The sequence below is a fragment of the Pseudomonas sp. DW-iso17 genome, assembly GCF_058725345.1.
In genome coordinates, this window is sequence record NZ_JBZXEA010000047.1 from 11,390 (window position 1) to 35,715 (window position 24,326).

20 protein-coding genes and 1 pseudogene are annotated in these 24,326 nt (G+C 61.7%); 11 read left to right on the forward strand and 10 right to left on the reverse strand.

Annotation, left to right across the window (positions count from 1 at the left end):
• Positions 1–30: 30 nt before the first annotated feature.
• Together lptG and lptF are read right to left on the reverse strand one after the other, a co-directional pair.
• Positions 31–1,110 carry an LPS export ABC transporter permease LptG gene (lptG, locus tag AC4PS6_RS26405; protein WP_003188851.1) on the reverse strand — a complete coding sequence of 360 codons (1,080 nt, stop codon included), beginning with the start codon at positions 1,108–1,110 and terminating at the stop codon, positions 31–33.
• Positions 1,103–2,221, reverse strand: coding sequence for an LPS export ABC transporter permease LptF (gene lptF / locus AC4PS6_RS26410; RefSeq protein ID WP_034128657.1), 1,119 nt, complete (start codon positions 2,219–2,221; stop codon positions 1,103–1,105). Before lptF ends, lptG begins: the two co-directional genes overlap by 8 nt.
• Before the next feature lie 284 nt (positions 2,222–2,505).
• Here lptF and AC4PS6_RS26415 point away from each other — a divergent pair, with 284 nt between their 5' ends.
• From AC4PS6_RS26415 to rlmF, 5 genes are all read left to right on the forward strand, one after another.
• Complete coding sequence (locus AC4PS6_RS26415) at positions 2,506–3,996, forward strand: leucyl aminopeptidase (protein ID WP_014717073.1); 1,491 nt, start codon at positions 2,506–2,508, stop codon at positions 3,994–3,996.
• 74 nt (positions 3,997–4,070) lie between these two features.
• Positions 4,071–4,499 carry a DNA polymerase III subunit chi gene (locus tag AC4PS6_RS26420; protein WP_336826988.1) on the forward strand — a complete coding sequence of 143 codons (429 nt, stop codon included), beginning with the start codon at positions 4,071–4,073 and terminating at the stop codon, positions 4,497–4,499.
• A gap of 7 nt (positions 4,500–4,506) precedes the next feature.
• Complete coding sequence (locus tag AC4PS6_RS26425; RefSeq protein WP_336827020.1) at positions 4,507–4,881, forward strand: DNA polymerase III subunit chi; 375 nt, start codon at positions 4,507–4,509, stop codon at positions 4,879–4,881.
• Positions 4,882–5,091: 210 nt separating this feature from the next.
• Complete coding sequence (locus AC4PS6_RS26430) at positions 5,092–7,938, forward strand: valine--tRNA ligase (RefSeq protein WP_005785134.1); 2,847 nt, start codon at positions 5,092–5,094, stop codon at positions 7,936–7,938.
• 239 nt (positions 7,939–8,177) lie between these two features.
• Positions 8,178–9,194 (forward strand): 23S rRNA (adenine(1618)-N(6))-methyltransferase RlmF, encoded by a 1,017-nt coding sequence (gene rlmF / locus AC4PS6_RS26435; protein ID WP_038449024.1) that lies wholly within the window; start codon positions 8,178–8,180, stop codon positions 9,192–9,194.
• Between the two features lie 182 nt (positions 9,195–9,376).
• Here rlmF and AC4PS6_RS26440 read toward each other — a convergent pair whose 3' ends face one another.
• Positions 9,377–9,658, reverse strand: coding sequence for an HU family DNA-binding protein (locus AC4PS6_RS26440; RefSeq protein WP_003188840.1), 282 nt, complete (start codon positions 9,656–9,658; stop codon positions 9,377–9,379).
• A 397-nt stretch (positions 9,659–10,055) separates the two neighbouring features.
• Here AC4PS6_RS26440 and yejK point away from each other — a divergent pair, with 397 nt between their 5' ends.
• Together yejK and AC4PS6_RS26450 are read left to right on the forward strand one after the other, a co-directional pair.
• On the forward strand, positions 10,056–11,060 hold the full coding sequence (yejK, locus tag AC4PS6_RS26445) for a nucleoid-associated protein YejK (RefSeq protein WP_014717069.1): 1,005 nt from the start codon (positions 10,056–10,058) through the stop codon (positions 11,058–11,060).
• On the forward strand, positions 11,060–11,410 hold the full coding sequence (locus tag AC4PS6_RS26450; protein ID WP_020301210.1) for a glutaredoxin family protein: 351 nt from the start codon (positions 11,060–11,062) through the stop codon (positions 11,408–11,410). The genes yejK and AC4PS6_RS26450 overlap by 1 nt, the downstream gene beginning before the upstream one ends.
• A gap of 136 nt (positions 11,411–11,546) precedes the next feature.
• Here the strand turns inward: AC4PS6_RS26450 and AC4PS6_RS26455 are convergent, their stop codons facing one another.
• From AC4PS6_RS26455 to AC4PS6_RS26480, 6 genes and pseudogenes are all read right to left on the reverse strand, one after another.
• Positions 11,547–13,787, reverse strand: coding sequence for a TonB-dependent receptor (locus tag AC4PS6_RS26455; protein ID WP_020301211.1), 2,241 nt, complete (start codon positions 13,785–13,787; stop codon positions 11,547–11,549).
• 155 nt (positions 13,788–13,942) lie between these two features.
• Positions 13,943–14,920 (reverse strand): FecR family protein, encoded by a 978-nt coding sequence (locus tag AC4PS6_RS26460; RefSeq protein WP_032903315.1) that lies wholly within the window; start codon positions 14,918–14,920, stop codon positions 13,943–13,945.
• Entirely contained in the window at positions 14,917–15,495 is a 579-nt protein-coding gene (locus AC4PS6_RS26465; RefSeq protein ID WP_014717065.1) for an RNA polymerase sigma factor, read from the reverse strand. The genes AC4PS6_RS26460 and AC4PS6_RS26465 overlap by 4 nt, the downstream gene beginning before the upstream one ends.
• A 7-nt stretch (positions 15,496–15,502) precedes the next feature.
• Positions 15,503–15,829, reverse strand: a pseudogene (locus AC4PS6_RS26470) (DUF3325 domain-containing protein).
• Positions 15,829–17,403 (reverse strand): PepSY-associated TM helix domain-containing protein, encoded by a 1,575-nt coding sequence (locus AC4PS6_RS26475; protein ID WP_336826989.1) that lies wholly within the window; start codon positions 17,401–17,403, stop codon positions 15,829–15,831. The pseudogene AC4PS6_RS26470 and the gene AC4PS6_RS26475 overlap by 1 nt, the downstream one beginning before the upstream one ends.
• A complete protein-coding gene (locus AC4PS6_RS26480; RefSeq protein ID WP_014717062.1) occupies positions 17,400–17,702 on the reverse strand; it encodes a DUF3649 domain-containing protein in 303 nt (100 codons plus the stop codon). The genes AC4PS6_RS26475 and AC4PS6_RS26480 overlap by 4 nt, the downstream gene beginning before the upstream one ends.
• 171 nt (positions 17,703–17,873) lie before the next feature.
• Between AC4PS6_RS26480 and AC4PS6_RS26485 the strand changes: the two genes are divergently transcribed.
• From AC4PS6_RS26485 to fecA, 3 genes are all read left to right on the forward strand, one after another.
• Entirely contained in the window at positions 17,874–18,362 is a 489-nt protein-coding gene (locus AC4PS6_RS26485) for a sigma-70 family RNA polymerase sigma factor (RefSeq protein WP_014717061.1), read from the forward strand.
• Positions 18,359–19,300, forward strand: coding sequence for a FecR domain-containing protein (locus AC4PS6_RS26490; protein WP_201915589.1), 942 nt, complete (start codon positions 18,359–18,361; stop codon positions 19,298–19,300). Before AC4PS6_RS26485 ends, AC4PS6_RS26490 begins: the two co-directional genes overlap by 4 nt.
• A gap of 91 nt (positions 19,301–19,391) precedes the next feature.
• The gene (gene fecA / locus AC4PS6_RS26495) at positions 19,392–21,728 is read left to right on the forward strand and encodes a TonB-dependent Fe(3+) dicitrate receptor FecA (RefSeq protein WP_336826990.1); all 2,337 of its coding nucleotides are present in this window, start codon (positions 19,392–19,394) and stop codon (positions 21,726–21,728) included.
• A gap of 64 nt (positions 21,729–21,792) precedes the next feature.
• Here fecA and AC4PS6_RS26500 read toward each other — a convergent pair whose 3' ends face one another.
• The gene (locus AC4PS6_RS26500; protein ID WP_019817650.1) at positions 21,793–22,665 is read right to left on the reverse strand and encodes a LysR family transcriptional regulator; all 873 of its coding nucleotides are present in this window, start codon (positions 22,663–22,665) and stop codon (positions 21,793–21,795) included.
• Between the two features lie 104 nt (positions 22,666–22,769).
• On the opposite strand from AC4PS6_RS26500, the gene AC4PS6_RS26505 reads away from it, so the two are divergent.
• A complete protein-coding gene (locus tag AC4PS6_RS26505; protein WP_014717057.1) occupies positions 22,770–24,281 on the forward strand; it encodes an MFS transporter in 1,512 nt (503 codons plus the stop codon).
• The last annotated feature ends 45 nt before the right edge of the window (positions 24,282–24,326 follow it).

Sequence of the window (24,326 nt, forward strand, 5' to 3'; positions counted from 1 at the left end):
GGCGTTTCGCAGACTTTCGCGAGCGCGGCTTCAACCCGCCCGGCGCAGCAGCCAGAACCCAGCCACGGCACAGATGGCCGTAGGCACCAGCACCGCAAACAGCGGCGAGAAGCCGAATACCAGGCTCGACGGCCCAAGCAAATCCTGGGCGATGCGGAAGGTGAAGCCCACCAGCACGCCGGTAAATACCCGTTGGCCCAGGGTCACGGAGCGTAATGGCCCGAAAATGAAGGAAATCGCCATCAACACCAAGGCGGCGGTAACCACCGGCTGCAAGACTTTCACCCAGAACGCCAGCCAGTAGCGGCCATTGTTCAAACCCTGCTCCTTGAGGTAGTGGATATAGCTCCACAAACCGGAGATCGGCAGGGCTTCCGGCACCATGACCACGGTATTGAGCAATTCCGGCTTGAGGGCGATATCCCACTGTTCGGTCGGCACGTTGACCACTTCGGTGCTGGACTGGGTGCCCTGGCCCACGTTACGGAAGTGCGTGGTGGTGACGTCGCTCAGTTGCCATTGCTCGCCACTGTACTGCGCGCGCTTGGCGAAGCTGGACGACAGCATGTGCCGTTCTTTGTCGAAGGTGTAGCGGGTCACCCCGATCAACAGGCCACCCGGCTGCACGGCATTGATGTGGATGAACTCGTCACCTTGGCGGTGCCACAGGCCATGCTTGGCGCTTTGCGCATCGCCCGAACCCTGGGCCAGGGCGCGATTGGCCTGGGCGGTGGCTTCGGCCGGTGGCGCGACGTACTCACCGATCAGCACGCTGCACGCCATCAGCAGCAGCATCGGCTTCATCACCGCCCAGACGATACGGCCGATAGACACCCCGGCGGCGCGCATGATGGTCAGCTCGCTGTTGCTGGCCAGGGTACCCAGGCCGATCAGGCAACCAATCAGCGCGGCCATTGGCATCATGTCGTAGAGACGACGCGGCGCGGTCAGTGCGACGTAGCTCAGCACGTCCGTGACTGTGTAAGTGTCAGTAACGTTGCCCACTTCATCAATGAAGGCGAACAACAAGGCCAGGCCGAGGATGATGCCCAGTACCGCGAGGATGGCGATCAGTACGCTAATGCCGATGTAGCGATCAAGCTTAGCCACGGGCCAACTCCTTCAGGCCACGACGGCTCTTCATTTTCAAACGGATAGGTTCCCAGTAGAGCAGCCCCAGGCCGATCATCAGGAAAACCCCGTGCACCCACCACAGGCCCAGCGCTGGCGGCAACTTGCCCTTTTCCAGGGAACCACGGGCAGAAATCAGGATGGTCAGGTAGGCCATGTACAGCAGGATCGCCGGCAGCAACTTGAGGAAACGCCCTTGGCGCGGGTTGACGCGCGACAGCGGCACGGCCATCAAGGTCACGATAAACACCAACAGCGGCAGGGACAGGCGCCATTGCAACTCGGCGATGGAGCGCAACTCCGGGCTGCCGAACAGCGATGAGGTGGGCAGTGCGTCGCGGTCGGTGACCTCGTCACTGATCTCGGCCTTGGGCAGCATGACGCCGTAGGTGTCGTACTTGATCGCCCGATAATCCGCCAGGCCAGGGCTGCCGTCGTAGCGGTAGCCGTTTTCCAGGATCAGGTAGCGGTTGCCATCGGGGCGGATTTCCTGGCGCCCGCTGTCGGCCACCAGAATCGAAATACCCCGATCCTTCTGGTTCTGACCGAGGTTCTTCTGGGAGATGAACACGCCGCCAAGGTTGGAGCGGTCGTCGGTCATGGTTTCAGTGTAGGTCACCCGCGAGCCGTCGCTGAGCGACTGGAAGCGACCGGGCTCGAGGGTGTCGAACTCAGTCATCGCATCCTGCTTGTTCAGCAGCAGTTGGAACTGCATAGCCCCCTGGGGCGCCAGGCTCATGCTCAACCAGGCCACCACCAGGGCAACGCCGGCGGCAGGCACCATGGTCATGGCCAGCAGGCGCTGCTGGCTCATGCCGGTGGCCGACAGCACGGTCATCTCGCTTTCCAGGTACAGCCGGCCATAGGCCAGCAATATGCCGAGAAACAGGCCAAGCGGCAGGATCAACTGCAGCATGCCGGGCATCCGGTAGCCCATGATCAGGAACAGTGAGCCCGGATCCAGGGCGCCAGCGGCGGCTTGGGCCAGGAACTTGACGAAACGACCACTCATGATGATGACCAGCAACACCGCACTCACGGCACTCAGGGTCAACAGGACTTCGCGGGACAGATAACGGAAGACAATCAAACCAGACACTCCAGGGTTGTCAGGCTAAGGCGGCCAAACAAGCAAGCATACCGAGTCGACCCGTTTACCACGGGCCGGCTAAAAAGATGGCGCATTATCCTGTGATTGACCGCGCCTGTCACGGAGCTTACTCATGCGCACGCACAAAGCGTGCGCCAAGGGTTGTCAGGCTCCGCTGGCGAGGTTCAAACTGCGGCCTTTGTCGCTGGCGGTTTACAACGCTGCCGAGCTTTAAAGCCGGAGTACAAGCTCCCGGCTCACAGACCTTGATAAGGGACCCGAAAATGGAATTGGTTGTAAAAAGCGTTAGCCCCGAAACGTTGAAAACCGCCACCCTCGTGGTCGCTGTCGGCGAAGGCCGCACACTCGGCGTCGCCGCCAAGCAACTGGACGAACTGAGCGGCGGCGCTATCAGCGCAGTGCTCAAGCGCGGTGACCTGGCCGGCAAGGTCGGCCAGAGCCTGCTGCTGCAGAGCCTGCCCAACCTTAAAGCCGAGCGCGTTTTGCTGGTGGGCGTGGGCAAGGATGCCGAACTGGGCGACCGTCCGTTTCGCAAGATCGTCAGCGGCCTCCTCACCACCCTCAAGGGCCTGGGCGGCAGCGATGCGGTGCTGGCACTCGATGAAATCGTGGTCAAGGGCCGCGACAGCTACGGCAAGACCCGACTGCTGGCTGAGTCGCTGGTGGACGGCGGCTATATTTTCGACCAGTTCAAGAGCCAGAAAGCCGAACCCCGCGCCCTGAAGAAAATCACCCTGCTGACCATCAAGGCTGCCCAGGCTGAAGTCCAGCGCGCCGTCACCCACGCCCAGGCCATCGCCAACGGCATGTCGTTCACTCGCGACCTGGGCAACCTGCCGCCGAACATCTGCCACCCGACGTTCCTGGGCGAACAGGCCAAGGCATTGGGCAAAGAGTTCAAGGGCCTGAAGGTTGAAGTGCTGGACGAGAAGAAGATCAAGGACCTGGGCATGGGCTCGTTCTATGCCGTGGGCCAGGGCAGCGACCAGCCGCCACGCCTGATCGTGATGCAATACAACGGCGGCAAGAAGTCCGAGAAACCTTACGCCCTGGTAGGTAAAGGCATCACCTTCGATACCGGCGGCATCAGCCTCAAGCCGGGCGCCGGCATGGACGAGATGAAGTACGACATGGGCGGCGCCGCCAGCGTGTTCGGCACCCTGCGTGCCGTGCTGGAACTCAAGCTGCCGATCAACCTGGTGTGCATCCTGGCCTGCGCCGAGAACATGCCGAGCGGCGGCGCGGCTCGCCCGGGCGATATCGTCACCACCATGAGCGGCCAGACCGTAGAGATCCTCAACACCGACGCCGAAGGCCGTCTGGTGCTGTGCGACGCCCTGACCTACGCCGAGCGCTTCAAGCCCCAGGCCGTGATCGACATCGCGACCTTGACCGGTGCCTGCGTAGTTGCCCTGGGCGCCCACACTTCGGGCCTGCTGGGCAACAACGACGAACTGATCGAGCAACTGCTCAGCGCCGGCAAGGCCGCCGACGACCGCGCCTGGCAACTGCCGCTATTCGATGAGTACCAGGAACAGCTCGACAGCCCGTTCGCCGACATCGCCAACATCGGTGGCCCGAAAGCCGGCACCATCACGGCGGCCTGCTTCCTGTCGCGCTTTGCCAAGAACTTCAACTGGGCTCACCTGGACATCGCCGGCACGGCCTGGACCAGCGGCGGCAAGGACAAGGGCGCCACTGGCCGTCCGGTGCCCCTGTTGACCCAATACCTGCTGGATCGCGCCAAGGCTTAAGCGGCCCCTGCGCCCCTCTGTAGGAGCGAGCTTGCTCCTACAGAGGGGCCATCAGGCCAACCCCAGGATTTTCAATGCCCCAAGTCGACTTCTATATATTGCCCAGCGCCGATCCCCTCGCGCGCCTGGACTTTGCCTGCAAACTCACCGAAAAAGCCTGGCGTATGGGCCATCGCATCTACCTGCACTGCAGCGATGCCGCCCAACGTGACGAACTTGATGCCCGTCTGTGGCGCTTCAAGGGCGAAAGCTTCGTGCCCCACGGCCACGCCGAAGCCGAACCTGAAAGCCTGGTTGTGCTGGGCTTGGGAGACAACTGCGGCGATCACCATGACTTGCTGGTCAACCTCGACCTGAAAGTACCGGCCTTTGCCCAAGCGTTCGCCCGTGTGGCGGAAGTGGTGGTGGAAGACCCGGCTATTCGTCAGGCCGCGCGGGAGAGTTTCCGTTTCTACCGCGAACAGGGCTATCCTCTGCAAGATCACCGGCTACAACGACTTTGAGTACATGATGGACACTCCAAACCCGCTGAAAAAAGACGACCACCTGCTGGATGACCTGGAGTCGATCCGTCAGTTGCTGGGTGATGACAACCTGCAACCGCCGCTGCTGACCGAGACGGCCGATGGCGAGGTACAGATCCCGCTGCTGTTCGACATGGTCGGCGGCAAGCCTGCCGCGCCGGCACCTGTGGTTGCTGAACCCGCCCCAGCCGCCGAAAAAGCCCCCGATGCCCTGCTGCTGCACCTGGACAACGAACTGCGCGCCGCCGCGCAATTGATCATGCAGGATGTGATCGACGACTTTGCGCCGCATATCGACGCCGAGATCAAGCGTCGGATGGATGCGCGGATGGAGCGGTTGCTCAGCCAATACCAGAACTGAAAGTCCCCCCCATCCTTGTGGGAGCTGGCTTGCCTGCGATGGCGGCGCATCAGTCGCCGAAGATGCTGACTGAAACACCGCCATCGCAGGCAAGCCAGCTCCCACATTAATTCTGCATCGGTCTTAACCGTCTTCGCCTCGCCCTCGCCCCTATCCCCCGTTATACTTGCCGGCTTTCCTGAATAAATGCCAACTAGGGTCCCGCCGCGCATGGATAAGACCTACCAGCCCCACGCTATCGAAACTTCCTGGTACAACACCTGGGAGTCCGAGAACTATTTCGCCCCACAAGGTGCGGGCGACTCGTACACCATCATGATCCCGCCACCGAACGTCACTGGCAGCCTGCACATGGGCCATGGCTTCAACAATGCGATCATGGATGCGTTGATCCGCTTCCGCCGCATGCAGGGTCGCGACACCCTGTGGCAACCGGGCACCGACCACGCCGGCATCGCCACCCAGATGCTGGTGGAACGCCAACTGGAAGCCACCGGCCAGAACCGTCACGACCTGGGTCGCGAGAAATTCCTGGAGAAAGTCTGGGAATGGAAAGACCAGTCCGGCGGCAATATCAGCCGTCAGATCCGTCGCCTGGGTTCGTCCGTAGACTGGAGCCGCGAGCGCTTCACCATGGACGACGGCCTGTCCGAAGCCGTAAAGGAAGCCTTCGTGCGCCTGCACGAAGACGGCCTGATCTACCGCGGCAAGCGCCTGGTCAACTGGGACACCAAGTTGCACACGGCGATTTCCGACCTTGAAGTGGAAAACCACGACGAGAAAGGCTTCCTGTGGAACCTCAAGTACCCGCTGGCCGACGGCGCCAAGACCGCTGAAGGCAACGATTACCTGATCGTCGCCACTACCCGTCCGGAAACCATGCTCGGCGATGCCGCCGTCGCTGTTAACCCGAACGACGAGCGCTACCAGGCGCTGATCGGCAAGTTTGTCGAACTGCCGCTGGTTGGCCGCCGCATCCCGATCATCGCGGATGACTATTGCGACCCTGAGTTCGGCACCGGCTGCGTGAAAATCACCCCGGCCCACGATTTCAACGACTACGAAGTCGGCAAGCGCCACAACCTGCCGCTGCTGAACATCTTCGACAAAAATGCCGCCGTATTGCCGGCCTGCCAGGTGTTCAACCTGGACGGCTCGCTGAACGACAGCATCGACGGCAAGATCCCCGCCGAATACGCAGGTCTGGACCGTTTTGAAGCGCGCAAGCAGATCGTAGCTGCCTTCGACGCCGCCGGTTTGCTGGTCAGCGTCGACGACCACGGCCTGAAAGTGCCGAAGGGCGACCGCTCCGGCACCGTGATCGAGCCGTGGCTGACCGACCAGTGGTACGTGTCCACCAAGCCGCTGGCAGAACCTGCGATTGCCGCCGTGGAAGATGGCCGCATCCAGTTCGTGCCCAAACAGTACGAAAACATGTACTTCTCGTGGATGCGCGACATCCAGGACTGGTGCATCAGCCGTCAGCTGTGGTGGGGCCACCGTATTCCGGCCTGGTACGACGAGTCGGGCAAAGTCTACGTAGGCCGCGACGAAGCCGAAGTGCGTGCCAAGCACAACCTCGGCGCCGACATCGCGCTGCAACAGGACAACGACGTACTGGACACCTGGTTCAGTTCGGGCCTGTGGACCTTCTCTACCCTGGGCTGGCCGCAGCAGACCGAGTTCCTGAAGAAATTCCACTCCACCGACGTGCTGGTCACCGGCTTCGACATCATTTTCTTCTGGGTTGCCCGGATGATCATGCTCACCATGCACCTGGTGAAGAACGAAGACGGCACCCCGCAGGTACCGTTCAAGACCGTGTACGTACACGGCCTGGTACGCGACGGCCAGGGCCAGAAGATGTCCAAGTCCAAGGGCAACGTCCTGGACCCGCTGGACATCATCGACGGCATCGACCTGGAAACCCTGGTGCAGAAACGCACCTCGGGCCTGATGCAGCCGAAACTGGCGAAAAAGATCGAGAAGCAGACCCGCGACGAATTCGCCGACGGCATCGCCAGCTACGGCACCGACGCTCTGCGCTTCACCTTCTGCTCGCTGGCCTCCACCGGTCGCGACATCAAGTTCGACATGGGCCGCGTCGAAGGCTATCGCAACTTCTGCAACAAGATCTGGAACGCGGCGCGCTACGTGCTGGACAAAGGCGAAGACTGCGGCCAGAACGGCGAAGCCTATGAGCTGAGCCTGGCGGATCGCTGGATCATCTCGCAGCTGCAGCGCACCGAAGCCGAAGTGACCCGCCAGCTCGACCAGTTCCGTTTCGACCTGGCCGCACAGGCCCTGTACGAGTTCATCTGGAACCAGTATTGCGACTGGTACCTGGAACTGTCCAAGCCGGTACTGTGGGACGAGAACGCCCCGGTCGAACGCCAGCGCGGCACCCGTCGCACCCTGGTGCGCGTGCTCGAAGTGGCGCTGCGCCTGGCGCATCCGTTCATGCCGTTCATCACCGAAGAAATCTGGCAGCGCCTGGCGCCGCTGGCCGGTATCGAAGGCAAGACCATCATGCTGCAACCTTGGCCGGTGGCCAACGAAGCGCGCATCGATGAGGCCGCCGAAAGCGATATCGAATGGCTCAAGACCCTGATGCTCGGCACACGCAACATCCGCGCCGAGATGAACATCGGGCCGGGCAAGCCGCTGGCCGTGTTCGTCAAGAACGCCAGTGCCGAAGACCAGCGTCGCCTCAGCGAGAACGATGCGCTGCTCAAGAAACTGGCCAAGCTGGAGTCGATCACCGTATTGGCTGCCGATGCCGAAGCACCGTTGTCTGCCACCGCGTTGGTCGGTGATATGGAAGTGCTGGTGCCGATGGCCGGCCTGATCGACAAGGGCGCGGAACTTGCCCGCCTCGACAAGGAAATTGCGCGCCTGCAAGGCGAAGTGCAGCGAGTGGGCGGCAAGCTGTCCAACGCGGCGTTCGTTGACAAAGCGCCAGCTGAAGTGATCGAGAAAGAACGCGCCAAGTTGGCCGAGGCTGAACAGGCCTTGGGCAAGCTGGCGGAGCAACACGCGCGGATTTCCAGCCTGTAAGGCTTGCGCCGTGTAAAAAAAGAGGCCTTCGGGTCTCTTTTTTTGTCCAGGCAAACGACACCATTTCCCAATCAAAACCCTATCCCTGTGGGAGCTGGCTTGCCAGCGATAGCATCACCTCAGTCTGCCTGATACACCCAGTCGCCTGCATCGCAGGCAAGCCAGCTCCCACATTTGACCGAGTTGTCCCCGGGAATGTGTGACAATGACCGCCACTTTGAGCCAAACCCAGAATCATCATGACCGCCCCCACTACGCCCAAACCTCCGCGCAAGAAGCCTAAAACCGCCGCCACGGCCAAACCCGTCGCGCCACGCAAAGAGGCCACCCTGCACCCGCGCAACCGCCACACGGGCCGTTACGACTTCCCGGCGCTGATCAAGACCACGCCTGAACTGGCCAAATTCGTGATCATCAACCCCTACGGCAAAGAGAGCATCGACTTCGCCAGCCCGGATGCAGTGCGGGTGTTCAACCGGGCGCTGCTCAAGTCGTTCTATGGCATCCAGCATTGGGATATCCCGGCGGACTACCTGTGCCCGCCAGTGCCGGGGCGTGCTGACTATGTGCATTTCCTCGCCGACCTGCTGGCCAGCGTCAACGACGGCAAGATCCCGCGAGGCTCGATCGTCAAGGTGCTGGACATCGGTATGGGCGCCAACTGCGTGTACCCGCTGATTGGCTATATGGAGTACCGCTGGAACTTCCTGGGCTCGGAGGTCGACCCGATCGCTGTGTCCGCCGCCAAGGCCATCGTGCAGTCCAACGACTTGAACAAAGTCATCCAACTGCGCCAGCAACCCAACCCCAAGCAGATCCTGTTGGGCCTGCTGGAGCCGGGTGAGCGCTTTGACCTTACGATGTGCAATCCGCCCTTCCATGCATCCATGGACGAAGCCACCAAAGGCAGCGAGCGTAAATGGCGCGCCTTGGGCAAGGCCGACCCGAAACGCAAGTTGCCGGTGCTTAACTTCGGTGGTCAATCGGCCGAACTGTGGTGTGAAGGTGGCGAAGCGCGGTTTGTGACGCAGTTGATCGCCGAAAGCGCGCACTTTGCGCATAAAGTGCTGTGGTTCAGCACCCTGGTATCCAAAGCCTCCAACTTGCCGGCGATCGAAACGGCGCTGAAAAAAGCCGGCGTGCTGGAAAGCCAGGTAGTGGAGATGTCCCAGGGGCAGAAGCAGAGCCGCTTTGTGGCCTGGACGTTCCAGACCAAGAACGAGCAGCAGATCTGGCGCCAGCGCTGGGTTCGATAAGAATCATTGTGGCGAGGGAGCTTGCTCCCGCTGGGCAGCGCAGCGGCCCCAAAATCCTGGGAGCGCTGCGCACTCCAGCGGGAGCAAGCTCCCTCGCCACAATAACCGCGCTCTACAATAAAAACGCAGGCAATAAAAAACCGTGCCCGGATCACTCCGAAGCACGGTTTTTTTGCTGCGTCTTACTTGTTAACAGCGTCGGTCAGGCCTTTAGCCACAACCAGCTTGATAACTTTCTTGGCAGCGATTTCGATGGCAGCGCCAGTCGAAGGGTTACGGCCAGTACGGGCAGGACGCTCGGTCACTTTCAGTTTGCCAACGCCTGGCAGAGTGATTTCGCCGCCATTTTCCAGCTGATCAGCAACAACTTGGCTCAGTTGGTCCAGCAGAGCACGCACGGTAGTTTTCGGTGCGTCTACTGCTTCAGCCAGGTCAGCGATCAGTTGGTCTTTAGTAATAGCCATTGTGGTGTTCCTTCCCTATCAAATTCATATGGATTGCAGAGTGCAGTGTCAGCCGTCGAGCCCGACCGTCATGGCCTGGCATCCCCGGCCATAACCACGGAGATCGGGGTTATAGATGCTTGAAACGGGGATTGGTTCGACCTGACAAATGCTGAATGCACGCTTAACGCCGAGACTTGGCGTAAGACGGGGCAAAACTAGCACAGAGACGGGGAAATATCCGCCTCAACATACCCATTTGGTCAGCTTTATCGCTCTAAACCGTGAAAAAAAGGCATATGGCCAGTCACAGGGCGTGCAAAATGCCGTTCGGGGCACGTCTTGACCAATGGGTGCGGTACACTGGGCGACTTTTCGGGGAGGCCAACCGCTCCCCCTTCAACCAGCCGAGAAGCCTATGCCGATCCGTCATTGCATCGTCCACCTGATCGACAAAAAACCCGACGGCACACCCGCAGTTCTTCACGCCCGCGACACGGAACTGGCCGAGTCCGCCGCCATCGAGAACATGCTTGCCGACCTCAACGAGAGCTACAACGCCAAACAAGGCAAGGCCTGGGGTTTCTTCCATGCCGAGTCCGGCGCGCACCCGTTCAGCGGTTGGTTGAAGGAGTACTTTGACGGTGGCCAGGACTTCACCAGCTTCAGCCGCACGGCGGTAGAGCACCTGCAGAAGCTGATGGAGGAATCCAACCTCTCCACCGGCGGCCATGTGCTGTTTGCCCATTACCAGCAAGGCATGACCGACTACCTGGCCATCGCCCTGCTGCACCACAGCGAAGGCGTGGCGGTGACCGATGAGCTGGACGTGACGCCCTCGCGCCACCTGGACCTGGGCCAGTTGCACCTGGCGGCGCGTATCAACGTCTCCGAGTGGCAGAACAACAAGCAGTCCAAGCAGTACATCTCGTTCATCAAAGGCAAGAACGGCAAGAAGGTCTCGGAGTACTTCCGCGACTTTATCGGCTGCCAGGAAGGCGTGGATGGCCCGGGCGAAACCCGCACCCTGCTCAAGGCGTTCAGTGACTTCGTCGAAAGCGAAGACTTGCCCGACGAGTCCGCCCGCGAGAAAACCAAGACCCTGGTGGACTACGCCAGCAGCCAGGCGAAGCTCGGCGAACCCATGGGCCTGGAAGAGCTCTCGGGCCTGATCGATGAAGACCGGCCAAAAGCCTTCTACGACCACATCCGCAACAAGGATTACGGCCTGTCGCCGGAAATTCCGGCCGACAAACGCACCCTCAACCAGTTCCGCCGCTTCACCGGGCGCGCCGAGGGCCTGTCCATCAGCTTTGAAGCGCACCTGCTGGGCGACAAGATCGAGTACGACGAAGCCGCCGGCACCTTGATCATCAAGGGCCTGCCGACCCAACTGACCGACCAGCTCAAGCGCCGTAACTGATGCTGGGCGGGGTACTCAAGAAAGTCCTGCTGGTGCTGCTGGTGGTGGTTGCGATCCAGAACTGGGGCAAGGTGGAGCGGCTGTTCAACCCGTCCCAGGTGGCGCCCGAGCACGTACGCGCCTCGGCGCGGGTGGTGCTCTATGCCACCGAGTGGTGTGGGTACTGCAAGCAGATCCGGCGTTTTCTGGACCAGAAGGGTATCCCGTACCAGGCCGTCGATATAGAGAAGGATGCCGAGGCGCGCAAGGCGTACGAGGCACTGGGCGGTGGCGGGATTCCGTTTGTGGATGTAAACGGGACCTTGATTCGCGACTACAACCCTGAAGCGATCATGGCCGCCCTGAAGTAACACCCAATCAAATGTGGGAGCTGGCTTGCCTGCGATGGCGGTGTAATAGGTTCAATACCTGTGACTGACACACCGCTATCGCAGGCAAGCCAGCTCCCACACAAGTCAGCTCTGCACATTGGGCTTGCGGGTGGGCTTAGAAGTTGGCTTCCAGCGACACCATCGCCGTGCGCTCCTCACCCACGTTGTAATACGCCGTGCTCGCCCCCAACCCGTTCACCGGCGCCGAGTTGAACGCCACCGTACGCGCCGAGCTCAAGTACTCCTTGTCGAACACGTTGAGCATCGAAAACCGCAGTGCCGCCGACTTGATGACCTTCTTATCCACCGGCAAATAAATACCCGCGTTCAGGTCAAACACCGTACGGCCTTCGATCTTCTCCTTGTTGGTCAAATCGCCATAGAAACTGCCGACATATTTGCCTGCAATGTTGCCGTAGAACCGCGAATCGTCATACCCGAACACCAGGTTGAACATGTTTTCCGGCACGTTGGCCAATTGCTTGCCCGAGGTTGGTAGCAGCACGTTCTTGCTGAGCAGATCGTCCTTCTGCTCAGACTGGGTGTAGGTATAGGACGCGTAGTAATTGAAGTTGTGCGGCAACAGGCCGCTCCATTCCAGCTCCAAGCCTTTGTTATCGACAGTGCCGACGTTGAGCACCATGTAGTCACCGCTGGCGTCGGTGGTCGAGACCTGGCGATCCTTGAAGCTGATGTAGAACAGGGTCGCACTCAAGGCCATGTCGTCTTCGGTGTAGCGCCAGCCCAGTTCCTGGTTCCAGCTCAATTCGGACTTGAGGCTGACGGAGTCGCCCTTGTTGTACAGCACGTAGTTGGGCGGCGTGCGCATATTGCGGGTGACGTTGTAGAACGCCTGGTTGCTTTCATCGACCTGGTACTTGGCGCTGAAGTTGGGCAGGAACTGGTGGTAGCGGGTGTTACGCTTCTCCGGTGTGTCGTACAGGCTGCCGAGGTTGTTGCCGTCACGCTCGACATATTGGTAGGCCACGCCGCCAACAAAACTCAGGTCCGGTGTGGCTTGCCAGTTGTCCTGTACCCAGAGCTTCTGCGCGGGAGTGACGGTGTAGTAGTGACGGCCCTGGACCGTAGCGCCGTTTTTGTCGACCACCTGGCCGCCGCTGTTGTAGTCGCCCCACACATCGTCGGGGGCACCTTCGTTGTTAATGCCGATAAAGGGCTGGGTCTGGCGCTGGCGTGCGCGTTCGTACCAGTAGCCATAGTCCAGGCTGTGTTCTTCGTTGATGTCCCACTTCATTTTCGCCGTGAAGCCAGGGCGCCAGGTTTCGGTCCACGAAGGGCGGTAATAGTTGGCCGATTGCAGGTTACTCAGGTCGTAGTTGCCGGCCTTGTCGGACTTTGGCCCCAGGTTGGAAGCCGTCTGGCCGCTGAAGCTGCCACCGTTGGCCCAGTAGTAATACGGCGTGAGCGTCAGCGACAAATTGTCCTGCAGTTGCCAGCGCTGGGTCAGCGTAGCGTTGACGCTTTCGAACGGGTTGCGGTTGAGCTTGTAGGACGCCGACAGCAAACCAGCCTTGTACACCGGGCTTTGCGCGTAATCCTTACGCCGTCCTTCGGTGTCGAACTGCGCCTTGCTAAGGCTGTTGTAGTTGTAGTTTTCCTGCTTGTTGTACTTGATCGTGGCCAATGTGGAGTTGCCGTTATCCCCTTCGAACAGGCTGCTCCACTCGATCTTGTCGCTGCGCAGAGTGCCCTTGCCGCGCCATTTGTCACCTTCCAGGTGGGATGCCGACACCCAGGTTTTCAGGCCCCCCACATCCCCGGTGTTCGCTCGCACGAAGGTCTTGCGCAGGGCGTTGGCACCGACGATCTGTTTGGCGAAAACCCCGGCGTCCTTGGTCGGGCGAATGGTGATCATGCCAATGTTGCCGCCGCTGGAGCCGATGTGCGGGCCGTCGGCCTCGGAGGAACCTTGGGTGGCGAACACTTCGGCCAGGTTTTCCGGGTCGCCTAACTGATTGGAGTACACACTGTAGTTGCCCGAATCGTTGATCGGCACGCCGTCCACCGAGACGCCGACCTGGTCGGAACTCATGCCCCGCATGGTAAAACTGGTGCCACTGGTGCCGCTGGCGTCATCACTGGAAACGTTGATGCCCGGCGTGTACTTGAGCTTGTCGATGGCGTTGGCGGTGGCCGACATTTCGTCCATGGCTTGCTTGGTCACCGTCGAGCGTGCCTTGGCACTTTCTTCGAGAATCATGTGGCCGCTGCCAAGGGTTTGCTTGCCGGCGATGTTCACCGAGCCTACATCCTGGGCATCATCGGCCAAAACCAGCGGCGCAAAGCCGCCCAGGCCCGATGCGAGGAGCAGGGCATAAAGAGTGTTGTGGTTCACGTGTAGATCCCTTACTGACATTGTTGTGTTGTATGGGGCAGATGCGAGCTTCCTGACCACTTGTTCAGGAACCCAGGGATGATCCACGGCACGTGTAACCGTTTGGTGACAGGTTTTGGCGATTGCGATGAAGGTTCGATGAAGGCGCTGCGGGCCTAGCGCAACACAATCATTCGGCCCAACAAGGTGTGCTGTTCAAAGCCCAACACCGCTTGCAAGGCGTTCAAGACCGCTACAGGGTCCTGGCTCGGAAAGCTGCCGCTGACGCGTTTGGCGGCCATGTTTTCGTTAAGCAGAAGAATTCGGCCGGGGTAATAACGCCTCAGGTCCTGGACCACATCGGCCAGGGGTGCCCTGTAGTAGTTGAGCCAACCTTCGCGCCAGGCCAGGCGTGAGGCGCTGTCGACCCCATGCAAAGGGTCGGCAATACCGTCGGCATAGGCCACTTGCTGGCCCGCTGTCAGCACCTGTTGCTGGCCCTGTTTGGAGGGCGTCACACCCACACGGCCGGACAGCACGGTGACCTCGGCGCCGTCAGGTTGCAGGCGCACTTCAAACTGCGTTCCCATTACCCGCGTTTCACCGCCGCTCGCCTCCACCACGAAGGGTTGGCCGGTGTGGGTCACACTGAAAAAACCTGCACCACGGCGCAATTGGATGTGCCGTTCGCCCTGGCTGAAATCTACAGAGATGGCGCTGTCGGCGTCGAGGGTGACCTTGGATTGATCGGCCAGGGTGAAGGTCTTTACCTCACCCGGCGCCGTCACATAATCGGCGCCCCACTCATCGACCCAGCGTGACGGCTGCCAACCGGCGCCCATCGACACCATCAGCAGCAGGCAGGCGGCGACGGCCAAGGCACCAGACCAACGCGCTACCCGGGAGCGTTTGGAGGCGTTGATCGTATTGAGGTAGCGCTGCAAGGCGAGCGCGTCCTCATCGGCCAGTTGGCGCGCCGGTACTTCGCTTAATTCCCAGAGCACCTGGGCTTGGGAGTACGCCTCAACGTGTGCGGGATCTGCACGTAACCAGCGGCTGAACGTGGCCTGGTCGCCGCTGCTAGGCTGGTCATGCAGCAGGCACAACCAATCGAGTGCGGCCTGTTCCTGGGCGGGCGTGGGCGTGAGGTTCACGGGGCTTTCCCTGGCATGCGTGGAGGCGGTGGTTCGCGAAGGCTGGCCTTGCAGGCTTCGAGGGCGCGCATCATATGTTTTTCCACGGCGCTTTGGGACAGGCCCATGGCCTTGGCGATTTCGGCGTACTTGCGGCCGTGGATGCGGTTAAGCAGGAAAATCTGGCGGGTGCGCTCGGGCAAGCTGCGCAAGGCGGCTTCCACATGGCGCAGATCATTGCCCGCCTCCAACGCTGCCTGGGGTTCGCAGCCTTGGTGGTCAGATTGTTCCGGCAGCCAGCCTTCGCTGCTGCGTGCTCGCGCGCCTTCGCTGCGCAGGTGGTCGATGGCGATGTTGCCGGCGCAGCGCAGCAGGTAGGTGCTCAATTCTTCGACCTGCACCAGCGGGCGACGCCAGAAGCGCAGGAACAAATCCTGCACCAGGTCGGCTGCCGTGGCGCGGCAACCCACACGGCGGCTGACCAACGCCTCCATTTGCGAGCGCTGGGACAAAAACACCTGCAGGAAATGCGCGCGTCCCCCCGCTGCATCCGCGTGCGGAGTGTCCTGAGGAGATTGCGGTCGATGGCTCCTCATGGCCGGCTCAAGAGAGAGCGAACGCCGCAACAGGGCTGGCCAACAGGGCGAGCCCCGCCAGGATCAAGGCCAGCCTTGGCCGATACGGCAACAGCAACACCAGCAGCAAGGCGCTGAGCATCAACACCGCGCACCACTCCACCAGGCCCTGGCTCCAACCGGCGCCCAGCACCGAGGGTCAGATCGACACGCCCAGCAACAACCAACCGCCCACCCGCAACCCCAGGCGCCGAATGGCTGTGGGTTTGCTGTGCAGCAATTCGCCGTGGTGACGGTCGGTGGACAAGCACAGTGCCATGAACCCGGCGTAGCACATCAATAGCGCTAGAAGCATCAGTTGGCCTGCTGCTTGAGTGTTAACCCGCGGGCACGCTCAGCCTTGGGTAGCGGCGCGCTGCGGTGGTGCATCTTCCAGGCTGCCCAGGCGAGGAACGCGCCACTGGCCAGGCAGGTGAGGTCGAAGCCGGCCATCGCCCAGTCGCCGCTTGGCACAGAGACACCCAAGTGATGCGAGGTGGTGATGGCGTTGAGCAATGGAATGGCGGCAAACAACAGCGCGCCGAAGCTCAGTTGCTCGACCCAGCCCTGGCGACCGCGCCGCAGCAAGGCGTGCAACAGGCTCAGGGCCCAGGCGATAAAGAACGCCTGCACTTCCCAGTCGGAACGCGCGGTGAAGCTCACCGGCAGCAGGCGGTTAGCCCAGAAAAACGCCGCGATGGCGATCATCAAGCCAGACATGCTGGCAATATTCAGCACTTCTACCAACCGCAGTTCAAAGGGCATCACCGAGGCCTTGGCATGCTTGAGCTGGCGCTTGCCCAGCCAGATCACCAAGCCTGTGCCGATCATCGCCGTGCCCGCCAAGCCGCAGATAAAGTACAGCCAGCGCAGCACCGGGCCGGCGAAATGGCCCATGTGCAAACCGTAGAAACTGCCACCGATGGCCGTCGCCAATGACGGCTCGGCACTGCCTCGCAACAGCTCGCCGGTGGTGCCGTTGAACGACAACGTACTGCCGGAGGCATGCACCACGCTGTCGGAGCCAGCGCGCGACACGTTGACCGACGCGTTGACATCGCCGGGGTTGTTGACCGCCACACGCCCCACATGCCCGCCCGCCCACTGTTCCCGCGCCTGCTGGTACATCGGCATCAACGGCAGCAGTTTGCCCGGCTGGCCGAGGGCCGGCGCATTGTCGGTAGCGGGGAACAGCTCACTGAAAAACGCCCGGCTGTCGTCGCCGTAGGACGCCACGATGGGCGCAGGCATGACCATGCTCATGAAAATCACCAGGCTGCTGTAGGTGATCATCAGGTGAAACGGCAGCACCAACACACCCACCGCGTTGTGCCCGTCCAGCCAGGAGCGCTGGCCTTTGCCCGGGCGGAAGGTGAAGAAGTCCTTGAAGATTTTCTTGTGGGTGATGATGCCGGTGATCAGCGCGACGAACATCACCATGGCGGCGATGGTCGACAGCCAGCGGCCCCACGGGTAAGGCATTTGCAGTTGGAAGTGGAAACGATAGAAGAACTCGCCGCCCTTGCTGTCGCGGGCCTGCACCGGTTGGCCGGTGACGGGGTCGAGGACTTTCTGGATGAAGGTACCGCGCTTGCCGGGTTCGAGCTTGTCTTGCCACATCACCGACAAACCGGGGTCGCGGCGGTTCGGCAAGGTAATGAACCAGCGTGCGGCGGTAGGCGCCTGCTGTTGCAGGTAGTTTTGCGCGACGGCGAGGCTGCGCCCATCGTCCAGGGGATGGGCCTGCACTTCGGGCTGCATCCAGTGGGTTATTTCATCTTTGAAATAGGCCAGGGTGCCGGTCAGGAAAATCGCGAACAGCAGCCAGCCGAAGATCAAGCCTGCCCAGGTGTGCAGCCAGGCCATGGCCTGGCGAAAGCCCTCTTTCATGTGCGAGCCATCCAGAAACCGATGCCGGCCAGGGTGGCCAAGAGTGCGCTCGGCACCATCACCCCTGCCCAGGCGCGCCATGCCGTGCGGCAGGCAAAACACCAGAGCACCGCCAGCAGGTAGAACACAAAGGAACTCATCATGCCGGTGACCACCGCATCGGCACGGGAGGTGGGCAGCCAGAGCGCCAGGCAGATGGCGGCCAGGGAGGCCATCAGATAACCGCCAATCACCGCCGCCAGCACGCGCGAGGTGACGGCGAGGCGGTAGGAAACGGGCAATGAGGTTTTGCTTTTCATGCGGCAGGCGCCTGGTTCATCAGCGCGCAATATTAATGATAAATATTCTCATAAGCAAAAGAGAACGGATGAATCACCTGCCTTGGCCGATTGCCGAACCTTGTCATGCGCCCTACAATGCGAACAATTCTTGTTCTCTAAAGCATGTCGAATGCTTGCGGAGTGATCGCGTTGCAGCCGTCCAACCCCGTCGAAGTGTTGTACAACGACCATCACCACTGGCTCACCGGCTGGTTGCGACGCAAGCTCGGCTGCCCGGAAAACGCCGCCGACCTGGCTCAGGACACCTTTATCCGCGTGCTCAGTGCCCGGGAAGCGCCAACGCTGATCGAGCCGCGCGCCTTCCTCACCACCGTGGCCAAGCGCGTGCTGTTCAACTTCTACCGCCGCCAGGACCTGGAGCGCGCCTACCTCGAGGCCTTGGCTCAGATGCCCGAACACGTGGCACCGTCGGAAGAAGACCGCGCAATCATCCTGCAAACCCTGCTGGAACTGGACCAACTGCTCGACGGCTTGCCCAAGCAGGTCAAACGCGCTTTCCTGCTGGCCCAACTCGACGGCCTGACCTACGCGCAAATCGGCGCGCAACTGGGCATCTCCATCGCCACCGTCAAACGCCACCTGACCAAAGCGGCCATGCGCTGCTACTTCGCCCTATGAATGTCTCCAGCCAAGTCGCCGAACAAGCCGTGCACTGGTTGCTGGAAATGCAGCAAGGCACGCTCAACCCACGCCAGCAGGCGGCCTGGCAGCAATGGTTGAATGCCCACAGCGAACACCAACGCGCGTGGGAGCAGATCCAGAGCGTCAACCAACGCCTGCGCGGCGTGCCCTCCCCCCTGGCCCACGCGGCGTTGAACGCGCCTACCTCCCGCAGCCGGCGTCAGGCGCTTAAATTACTGTTGATTGTGGGTGCCGGCTCGGCCGCCGCCTGGAGCCTGCGCCAGCAACATATCCTGCCGCCGCTGACGGCTGACTATCGCAGCCCGGTGGGCCAGCGCCGCACAGTACAACTGGCCGACGGCAGCCAGTTGCAGCTCAACACCGGCAGCGCGGTGGATGTGCATTTCGACGGCCAACAGCGCCTGGTGCGCTTGCTTGAAGGTGAAATCCTGCTCACCGCCCGTGCAGGCCAGGCGCCGTTGCACGTGCTGACCGGCCAGGGCCTGCTCAGCAGCCAGGCGGCGCGCTTGACTGTGCGCCAGTTCAACGACCACACCCAACTGGCGGTACTGGCCGGCCAGGTCGAGGTGATGCCCAACCGCTACAACGGCTTGGCGCTGAGGGTCGATGCCGCGCAGCAGGTCAATTTCACCCGCAAAGGCTGGGACACCCCACGCCCCACCGACGCCAACAGCGGCGCCTGGGCCGACGGCATGCTGGTGGCCGCACACATGCGCCTCGAAGACTTCCTCAATGAACTGGGACGCTACCGTCGCGGCCAGCTCCAGTGCGATCCACACGTCGCCAACCTGCTGCTGTCCGGCAGCTACCCGCTGGACGACAGCGAACGCATCCTCGACCTACTGGAAATCAGCCTGCCGGTGAAAGTGCGGCGCTTTACGCGTTATTGGGTGACCGTGCAGGCACGGGTCTGAATTTATTTTACTTTTGTGTGAGCCGTTTTCCGCACCTGGCGTGACAGAGAAAGAAAGCCACCTTGATCCTTCCTTCTCAGGACCGCCCTTCATGCCCCAGCACCCGACGCTTCTCGCCCGTACACTGCGCCAACTCCTGCTCGGTGCCAGCCTCAGCCTGACCACACTGCCGGCGGTGATGGCAGCCGACGCCAAGGCGTACCACATCGCACCTACTACCCTGGAAGCGGCCCTGAATCAATTCGGTCGCGAAGCCGGCGTGTTGGTGTCCTTCGGTTCCGCCGTGACGGCCGGGATGCAAAGCGCTGGGTTGTCGGGCAGCTACAGCGCTGCCGAGGGCTTGCAAAAACTACTGGAAGGCACCGGCCTGCAAGCCCGCGCCGAGGGTGACAACGCTTACAGCCTGCAACCGGCTGGCGCCCCTGCGACCCTGGAGCTGCAGACCTCCAACGTGGTCGGCGACTGGCTCGGTGACGCGGCGCAAACCAACGTGTTCGAGCACCCCGGCGCCCGTGATGTGATCCGCCGCGAAGAATTCGAACGCCAGGGCGCCACTCAGGCTCGCGATGTGCTCAACCGCATCCCTGGCGTCAACGCCCCGGACAACAACGGCACCGGTAGCCACGACATGGCGCTGAACTTCGGCATTCGCGGGCTCAACCCGCGCCTGGCGTCGCGCTCCACCGTGCTGATGGATGGCATCCCGGTGCCCTTCGCGCCTTACGGCCAGCCGCAACTCTCCTTTGCGCCGATCAGCATGGGCAATATGGACGCGGTGGACGTGGTACGCGGCGGCGGTGCGGTGCGCTATGGCCCGCAAAACGTCGGTGGCATCGTCAACTTCGTCACCCGTGCCATCCCGGATGCGCCCACGGTCAAGGGCGGCTTGCAGACCGAGACCAGCCCCTCCTCCAGCCACGACGGCTTCAAGACCACCGGCAACTTGCTGGCCGGCGGCACTGCCGACAATGGCTTGGGGGGTGCGCTGCTGTACTCCGGCACCCGCGGCGGCGACTGGCGCGAAAACAGCAACACGCGCATCGATGACCTGATCCTCAAGGGCAAATACCAACTGGACGACGCCAACAGCTTCAACGCCATGGCACAGTACTACGAAGGCCAGGCCGACATGCCCGGTGGTTTGAACGTCAAGGACTACAAGGCCGACCCGTATCAGTCCACTCGGCCCTACGACAAGTTCTGGGGCCGCCGCACGATGTTCAACGTCGGCTACCGCTACGAGCAGGACCGCCGCGAATTCACGGTCAACAGTTTCTTCACCAAGACCCTGCGCAGCGGTTACCTGGACCAGGGCAGTTTCCTGTCGCTGTCGCCACGGGAATATTGGGTGCGCGGCCTGGAGACGCGCTTCGCCCAGGGCTTCGACCTGGGTCCCACCAACCATGAAGTGGGTGTGGGCTACCGCTACATCAATGAAGCCGGCCACGAACTGCGCTACCGCACTCCGATTGCCGCCAACCAGCAAATACCCACCACCAACAGCCGCAACGACCGCGATACGCGCGGCGGCACCGAAGCCAATGCGTTCTTCATCGACGACCGCATTGATATCGGCAAGTGGACCATCACCCCGGGCGTACGCTACGAGATGATCAAGTCCCAGCAAACCAACAACCTGAGCAACGTCAAATACAAGGGCGACTACAACACCGCACTGCCGGCGCTGAACGTGCTCTATCACCTCACCGATGACTGGAATCTCTACGCCAACACCGAAGGCTCGTTCGGCAGCGTGCAGTACAGCCAGATGCCCAACCGCGTGAACAGCGGCGAAGTGAAACCGGAAAAAGCCCGCACGTGGGAACTCGGCACGCGCTATGACAACGGCAATCTGCGTGCAGAAATCGGCGCGTTCCTGATTAACTTCGACAACCAGTACGACAGCAACCAGACCAACGACACGGTGATCGCCCGCGGTGAAACTCGCCACCAAGGCATCGAGTCGAGCATCAACTACGCCCTCGACGGCCTGAGCCCGGCGCTGGCAGGGTTTGATGTGTACGCCGCCTACGCCTATGTGGATGCGACCATCCGCGAAGACGGCCCGAACAAAGGCAACCGCGTGCCCTTCTCCTCCAAGCACAAAGGCACCCTCGGCGTGGGTTACACCGAAGGCCCATGGAAGCTGAATGTGGACAGCAGCTACCAGAGCAGCCAGTTCGCCGACAATGCCAACACCCAGGCCGAAAGCGCCGACGGTGCCAATGGCCGCATCCCCGGCTACATGCTGTTCAGCAGCCGCGCAGCCTATGACTTCGGCCCGCAGTTGTCGGATCTGAATGTGGCGGTGGGGGTGAAGAACATCTTCAACAAGCAGTACTACACCCGCTCGTTCGACGACAACAACAAGGGCAAGTACGTGGGTGAGCCGCGCACGGTGTATGTGCAAACCTCTATCGCGTTCTGACTGCAATCTGCAGACTGCAACGCCTCCCACAGTTGATTGTCGGTGTGTTTAGGATTGAATGGGGCTAGCTACCCGCCAGGCAACTCGGGGTGGCGGCCACCAACGCGTCAATGGCACACCGCGTCTTGGCCGGCATATGCGCCGCCGTCGGCCAGATCACATGGATCGGCGCAGGTTGCTCACGGTAGCTGGGCAGCACGGCCTGCAACTGCCCGCGCAGCGCATAGTGGGCAATCAACCAACTCGGCAACCAGGCCAGGCCTACGCCCGCGATAGCGGCATCGGCTACCGCCTGGAGGTCGTCCACGATCAAGGGCGAAGCCAGGCGCGAGCGCTGCGCGGTGTTGCTGCGGTAGGCAATGCCACGATGAGCGGCCAGGTCTTCGATACTGCCAATAGCACCCTTGCGCTGCAAATACGCCGGTGACGCCGCCAGCCCCATGGCCTGCTGACCCAAGCGGCGGGCACTCAGGCGATCGGTGTCCGGCAACGGGCCGATGCGCACGGCCATATCGAAGCCTTCCTGCACCAAGTCGATCATGCGGTCGGAAAAACAAATGTCGATTTCCAGTTCCGGATAACGATCCAGCAAAGCCCATAACGCCGGCGCGGCATAGTGATGACCAAACGCCAGGGGCACGCTCACTCGCAAACGCCCGCGGGGTTGCTGACGGCCGCTTTCCAGCACGGACTCGGCGGCCTCCAGCTCCGCCAATGCGCGCAAGCAATGCTCGTAGTACGCCTGGCCATCCTCAGTCAACCGCTGGCGCCGGGTGGAACGCTGTAACAGGCAAGTGCCCAAACGCGCTTCCAGACGCGCCAGGCCCTTGCCCACCGCTGAACGCGTGAGGTTCAGGCGCTCGGCGGCTTCGGTGAGGTTGCCGCTTTCAACAATCTGCAGAAAGAGTTCGACACCATCAAAACGTGGGGTAGCCATGCTTAATTGTCGCCTTGTATTCCCTTGTCTAAGGAAAAGTTATCGCCAATAAAGAACCTGATTCCCGAGAGAATAGCCTCTCCCGCTTTCGAAAGGAATGTCGTATGTCCCGCGCCGCCGCACTCTCGGCCCTCACTCCCCCGCGCACCGCCAGGAACGGCCTGGCCCTCACCGCCGTCTGCCTGGTGGCCCTGATGTTCGGCCTGGAAATCTCCAGCGTGCCGGTCATCCTGCCGACGCTGGAACAGGAGCTGGGCACGGGCTTTCAAGACGCCCAATGGATCATGAATGCCTACACCCTGGCCTGCACCAGCGTGCTGATGGCGGCGGGGACCCTGGCGGATCGCTTCGGTCGTCGGCGTGTGCTGGTGGTGTGTCTGTGGGTATTCGCCCTGGCCTCACTGGCCTGTGGCTTGGCCAACGATGCGCCGACACTGATCGCGGCGCGGTTCGTCCAGGGCATTGGGGCCGGGGCCATGATGATTTGCCAGTTCGCGATCTTGTCCCATCAGTTCCGCGAACCGGCAACGCGTGCGCGGGCCTTTGCGATATGGGGCGTGATCGCTGGCGTGGGCCTGGGTTTCGGACCGATGGTGGGAGCCTTGATCCTGGCCGTGGCGGACTGGCGCTGGGTGTTCCTGGTGCATGTACCGCTGACCCTGTTCACCTTGGCGTTGTTGCACATCAGCGTGCAGGAATCCCGCGACCCGGCCAACCATCGCCTCGACATCGCCGGCATGCTGACCATGACACTCACGGTGTTTGCGCTGGTTTATTTCATCACCCAGGGCAGCGAAATCGGCTTTGGCGCCCCGGCGATGCTCGGCTGGGCCGGCCTGGCGGTCTTCGGGCTGCTGCTGTTTATCTTGATTGAGCGGCGCAGCGCCCATCCGATGTTCGACTTCTCGGTGTTCCGCATCCAACGCTTCAATGGCGCGTTGATGGGCTCGATCGGCATGAACTTCAGCTTCTGGCCGTTCATGATTTACCTGCCGTTGTACTTCCAGGCAGGCCTGGGTTACGACACGCTGACCACCGGCGCCGCCCTGCTCGCCTATACCTTGCCCACTTTGCTGGTGCCGCCGCTGGCCGAACGCCTGGCCCTGCGCTTTGGCGCCGAACGCATCATTCCCTTGGGCCTGGGGACAATGGGCGCAGGGTTCATGGGGATGGCCGCCGTTAATTACGCCGGACAACCCAGCACCGCGCTGGTGCTGCTCAGTTGCGTGATCGCCGGTATCGGGCTGGCGTTGACCAATTCGCCGACCACCAACACCACCACCGGCTCCGTCTCGAATGACCGCGCAGGCATGGCCTCGGGCATCGACTTCAGCGCACGGCTGATCACCCTCGCGCTCAATATCGCGCTGATGGGCCTGGTGCTGTTGTTGGGGATCAGCCACAACCTGGCCCACGTGCTGCCTGACAGCACAACACTGGAGTGGACAAGACTCAGCCAGCATATTGCCGCCGGCAAGCTGGATGCGCCGGGGCTGACCGTTCAGGATGCGCAAACAGCGCTGCGCAGCGGCGCCGGCTGGGCCATGTTGTTTGCGGGGTTGGGCGCCTGCGGGCTGGCGATGCTGAGCCGGCATTTCTTCCGGCGTGAGCGCTGAACGAAAAACGGGCCTGCATGTGCAGACCCGTTTTCAGTGGGGGAA

Excerpts from the sequence above, each read along its gene's own strand:
- AC4PS6_RS26450 (WP_020301210.1), top strand. The coding sequence starts at position 11,060 with ATGCTGGGCGGGGTACTCAAGAAAGTCCTGCTGGTGCTGCTGGTGGTG.
- AC4PS6_RS26465 (WP_014717065.1), bottom strand. The coding sequence starts at position 15,495 with ATGAGGAGCCATCGACCGCAATCTCCTCAGGACACTCCGCACGCGGAT.
- AC4PS6_RS26480 (WP_014717062.1), bottom strand. The coding sequence starts at position 17,702 with ATGAAAAGCAAAACCTCATTGCCCGTTTCCTACCGCCTCGCCGTCACC.
- AC4PS6_RS26430 (WP_005785134.1), top strand. The coding sequence starts at position 5,092 with ATGGATAAGACCTACCAGCCCCACGCTATCGAAACTTCCTGGTACAAC.
- AC4PS6_RS26505 (WP_014717057.1), top strand. The coding sequence starts at position 22,770 with ATGTCCCGCGCCGCCGCACTCTCGGCCCTCACTCCCCCGCGCACCGCC.
- AC4PS6_RS26475 (WP_336826989.1), bottom strand. The coding sequence starts at position 17,403 with ATGAAAGAGGGCTTTCGCCAGGCCATGGCCTGGCTGCACACCTGGGCA.
- AC4PS6_RS26500 (WP_019817650.1), bottom strand. The coding sequence starts at position 22,665 with ATGGCTACCCCACGTTTTGATGGTGTCGAACTCTTTCTGCAGATTGTT.
- AC4PS6_RS26415 (WP_014717073.1), top strand. The coding sequence starts at position 2,506 with ATGGAATTGGTTGTAAAAAGCGTTAGCCCCGAAACGTTGAAAACCGCC.
- AC4PS6_RS26490 (WP_201915589.1), top strand. The coding sequence starts at position 18,359 with ATGAATGTCTCCAGCCAAGTCGCCGAACAAGCCGTGCACTGGTTGCTG.
- AC4PS6_RS26420 (WP_336826988.1), top strand. The coding sequence starts at position 4,071 with ATGCCCCAAGTCGACTTCTATATATTGCCCAGCGCCGATCCCCTCGCG.
- yejK (WP_014717069.1), top strand. The coding sequence starts at position 10,056 with ATGCCGATCCGTCATTGCATCGTCCACCTGATCGACAAAAAACCCGAC.
- AC4PS6_RS26440 (WP_003188840.1), bottom strand. The coding sequence starts at position 9,658 with ATGGCTATTACTAAAGACCAACTGATCGCTGACCTGGCTGAAGCAGTA.
- fecA (WP_336826990.1), top strand. The coding sequence starts at position 19,392 with ATGCCCCAGCACCCGACGCTTCTCGCCCGTACACTGCGCCAACTCCTG.
- rlmF (WP_038449024.1), top strand. The coding sequence starts at position 8,178 with ATGACCGCCCCCACTACGCCCAAACCTCCGCGCAAGAAGCCTAAAACC.
- AC4PS6_RS26425 (WP_336827020.1), top strand. The coding sequence starts at position 4,507 with ATGGACACTCCAAACCCGCTGAAAAAAGACGACCACCTGCTGGATGAC.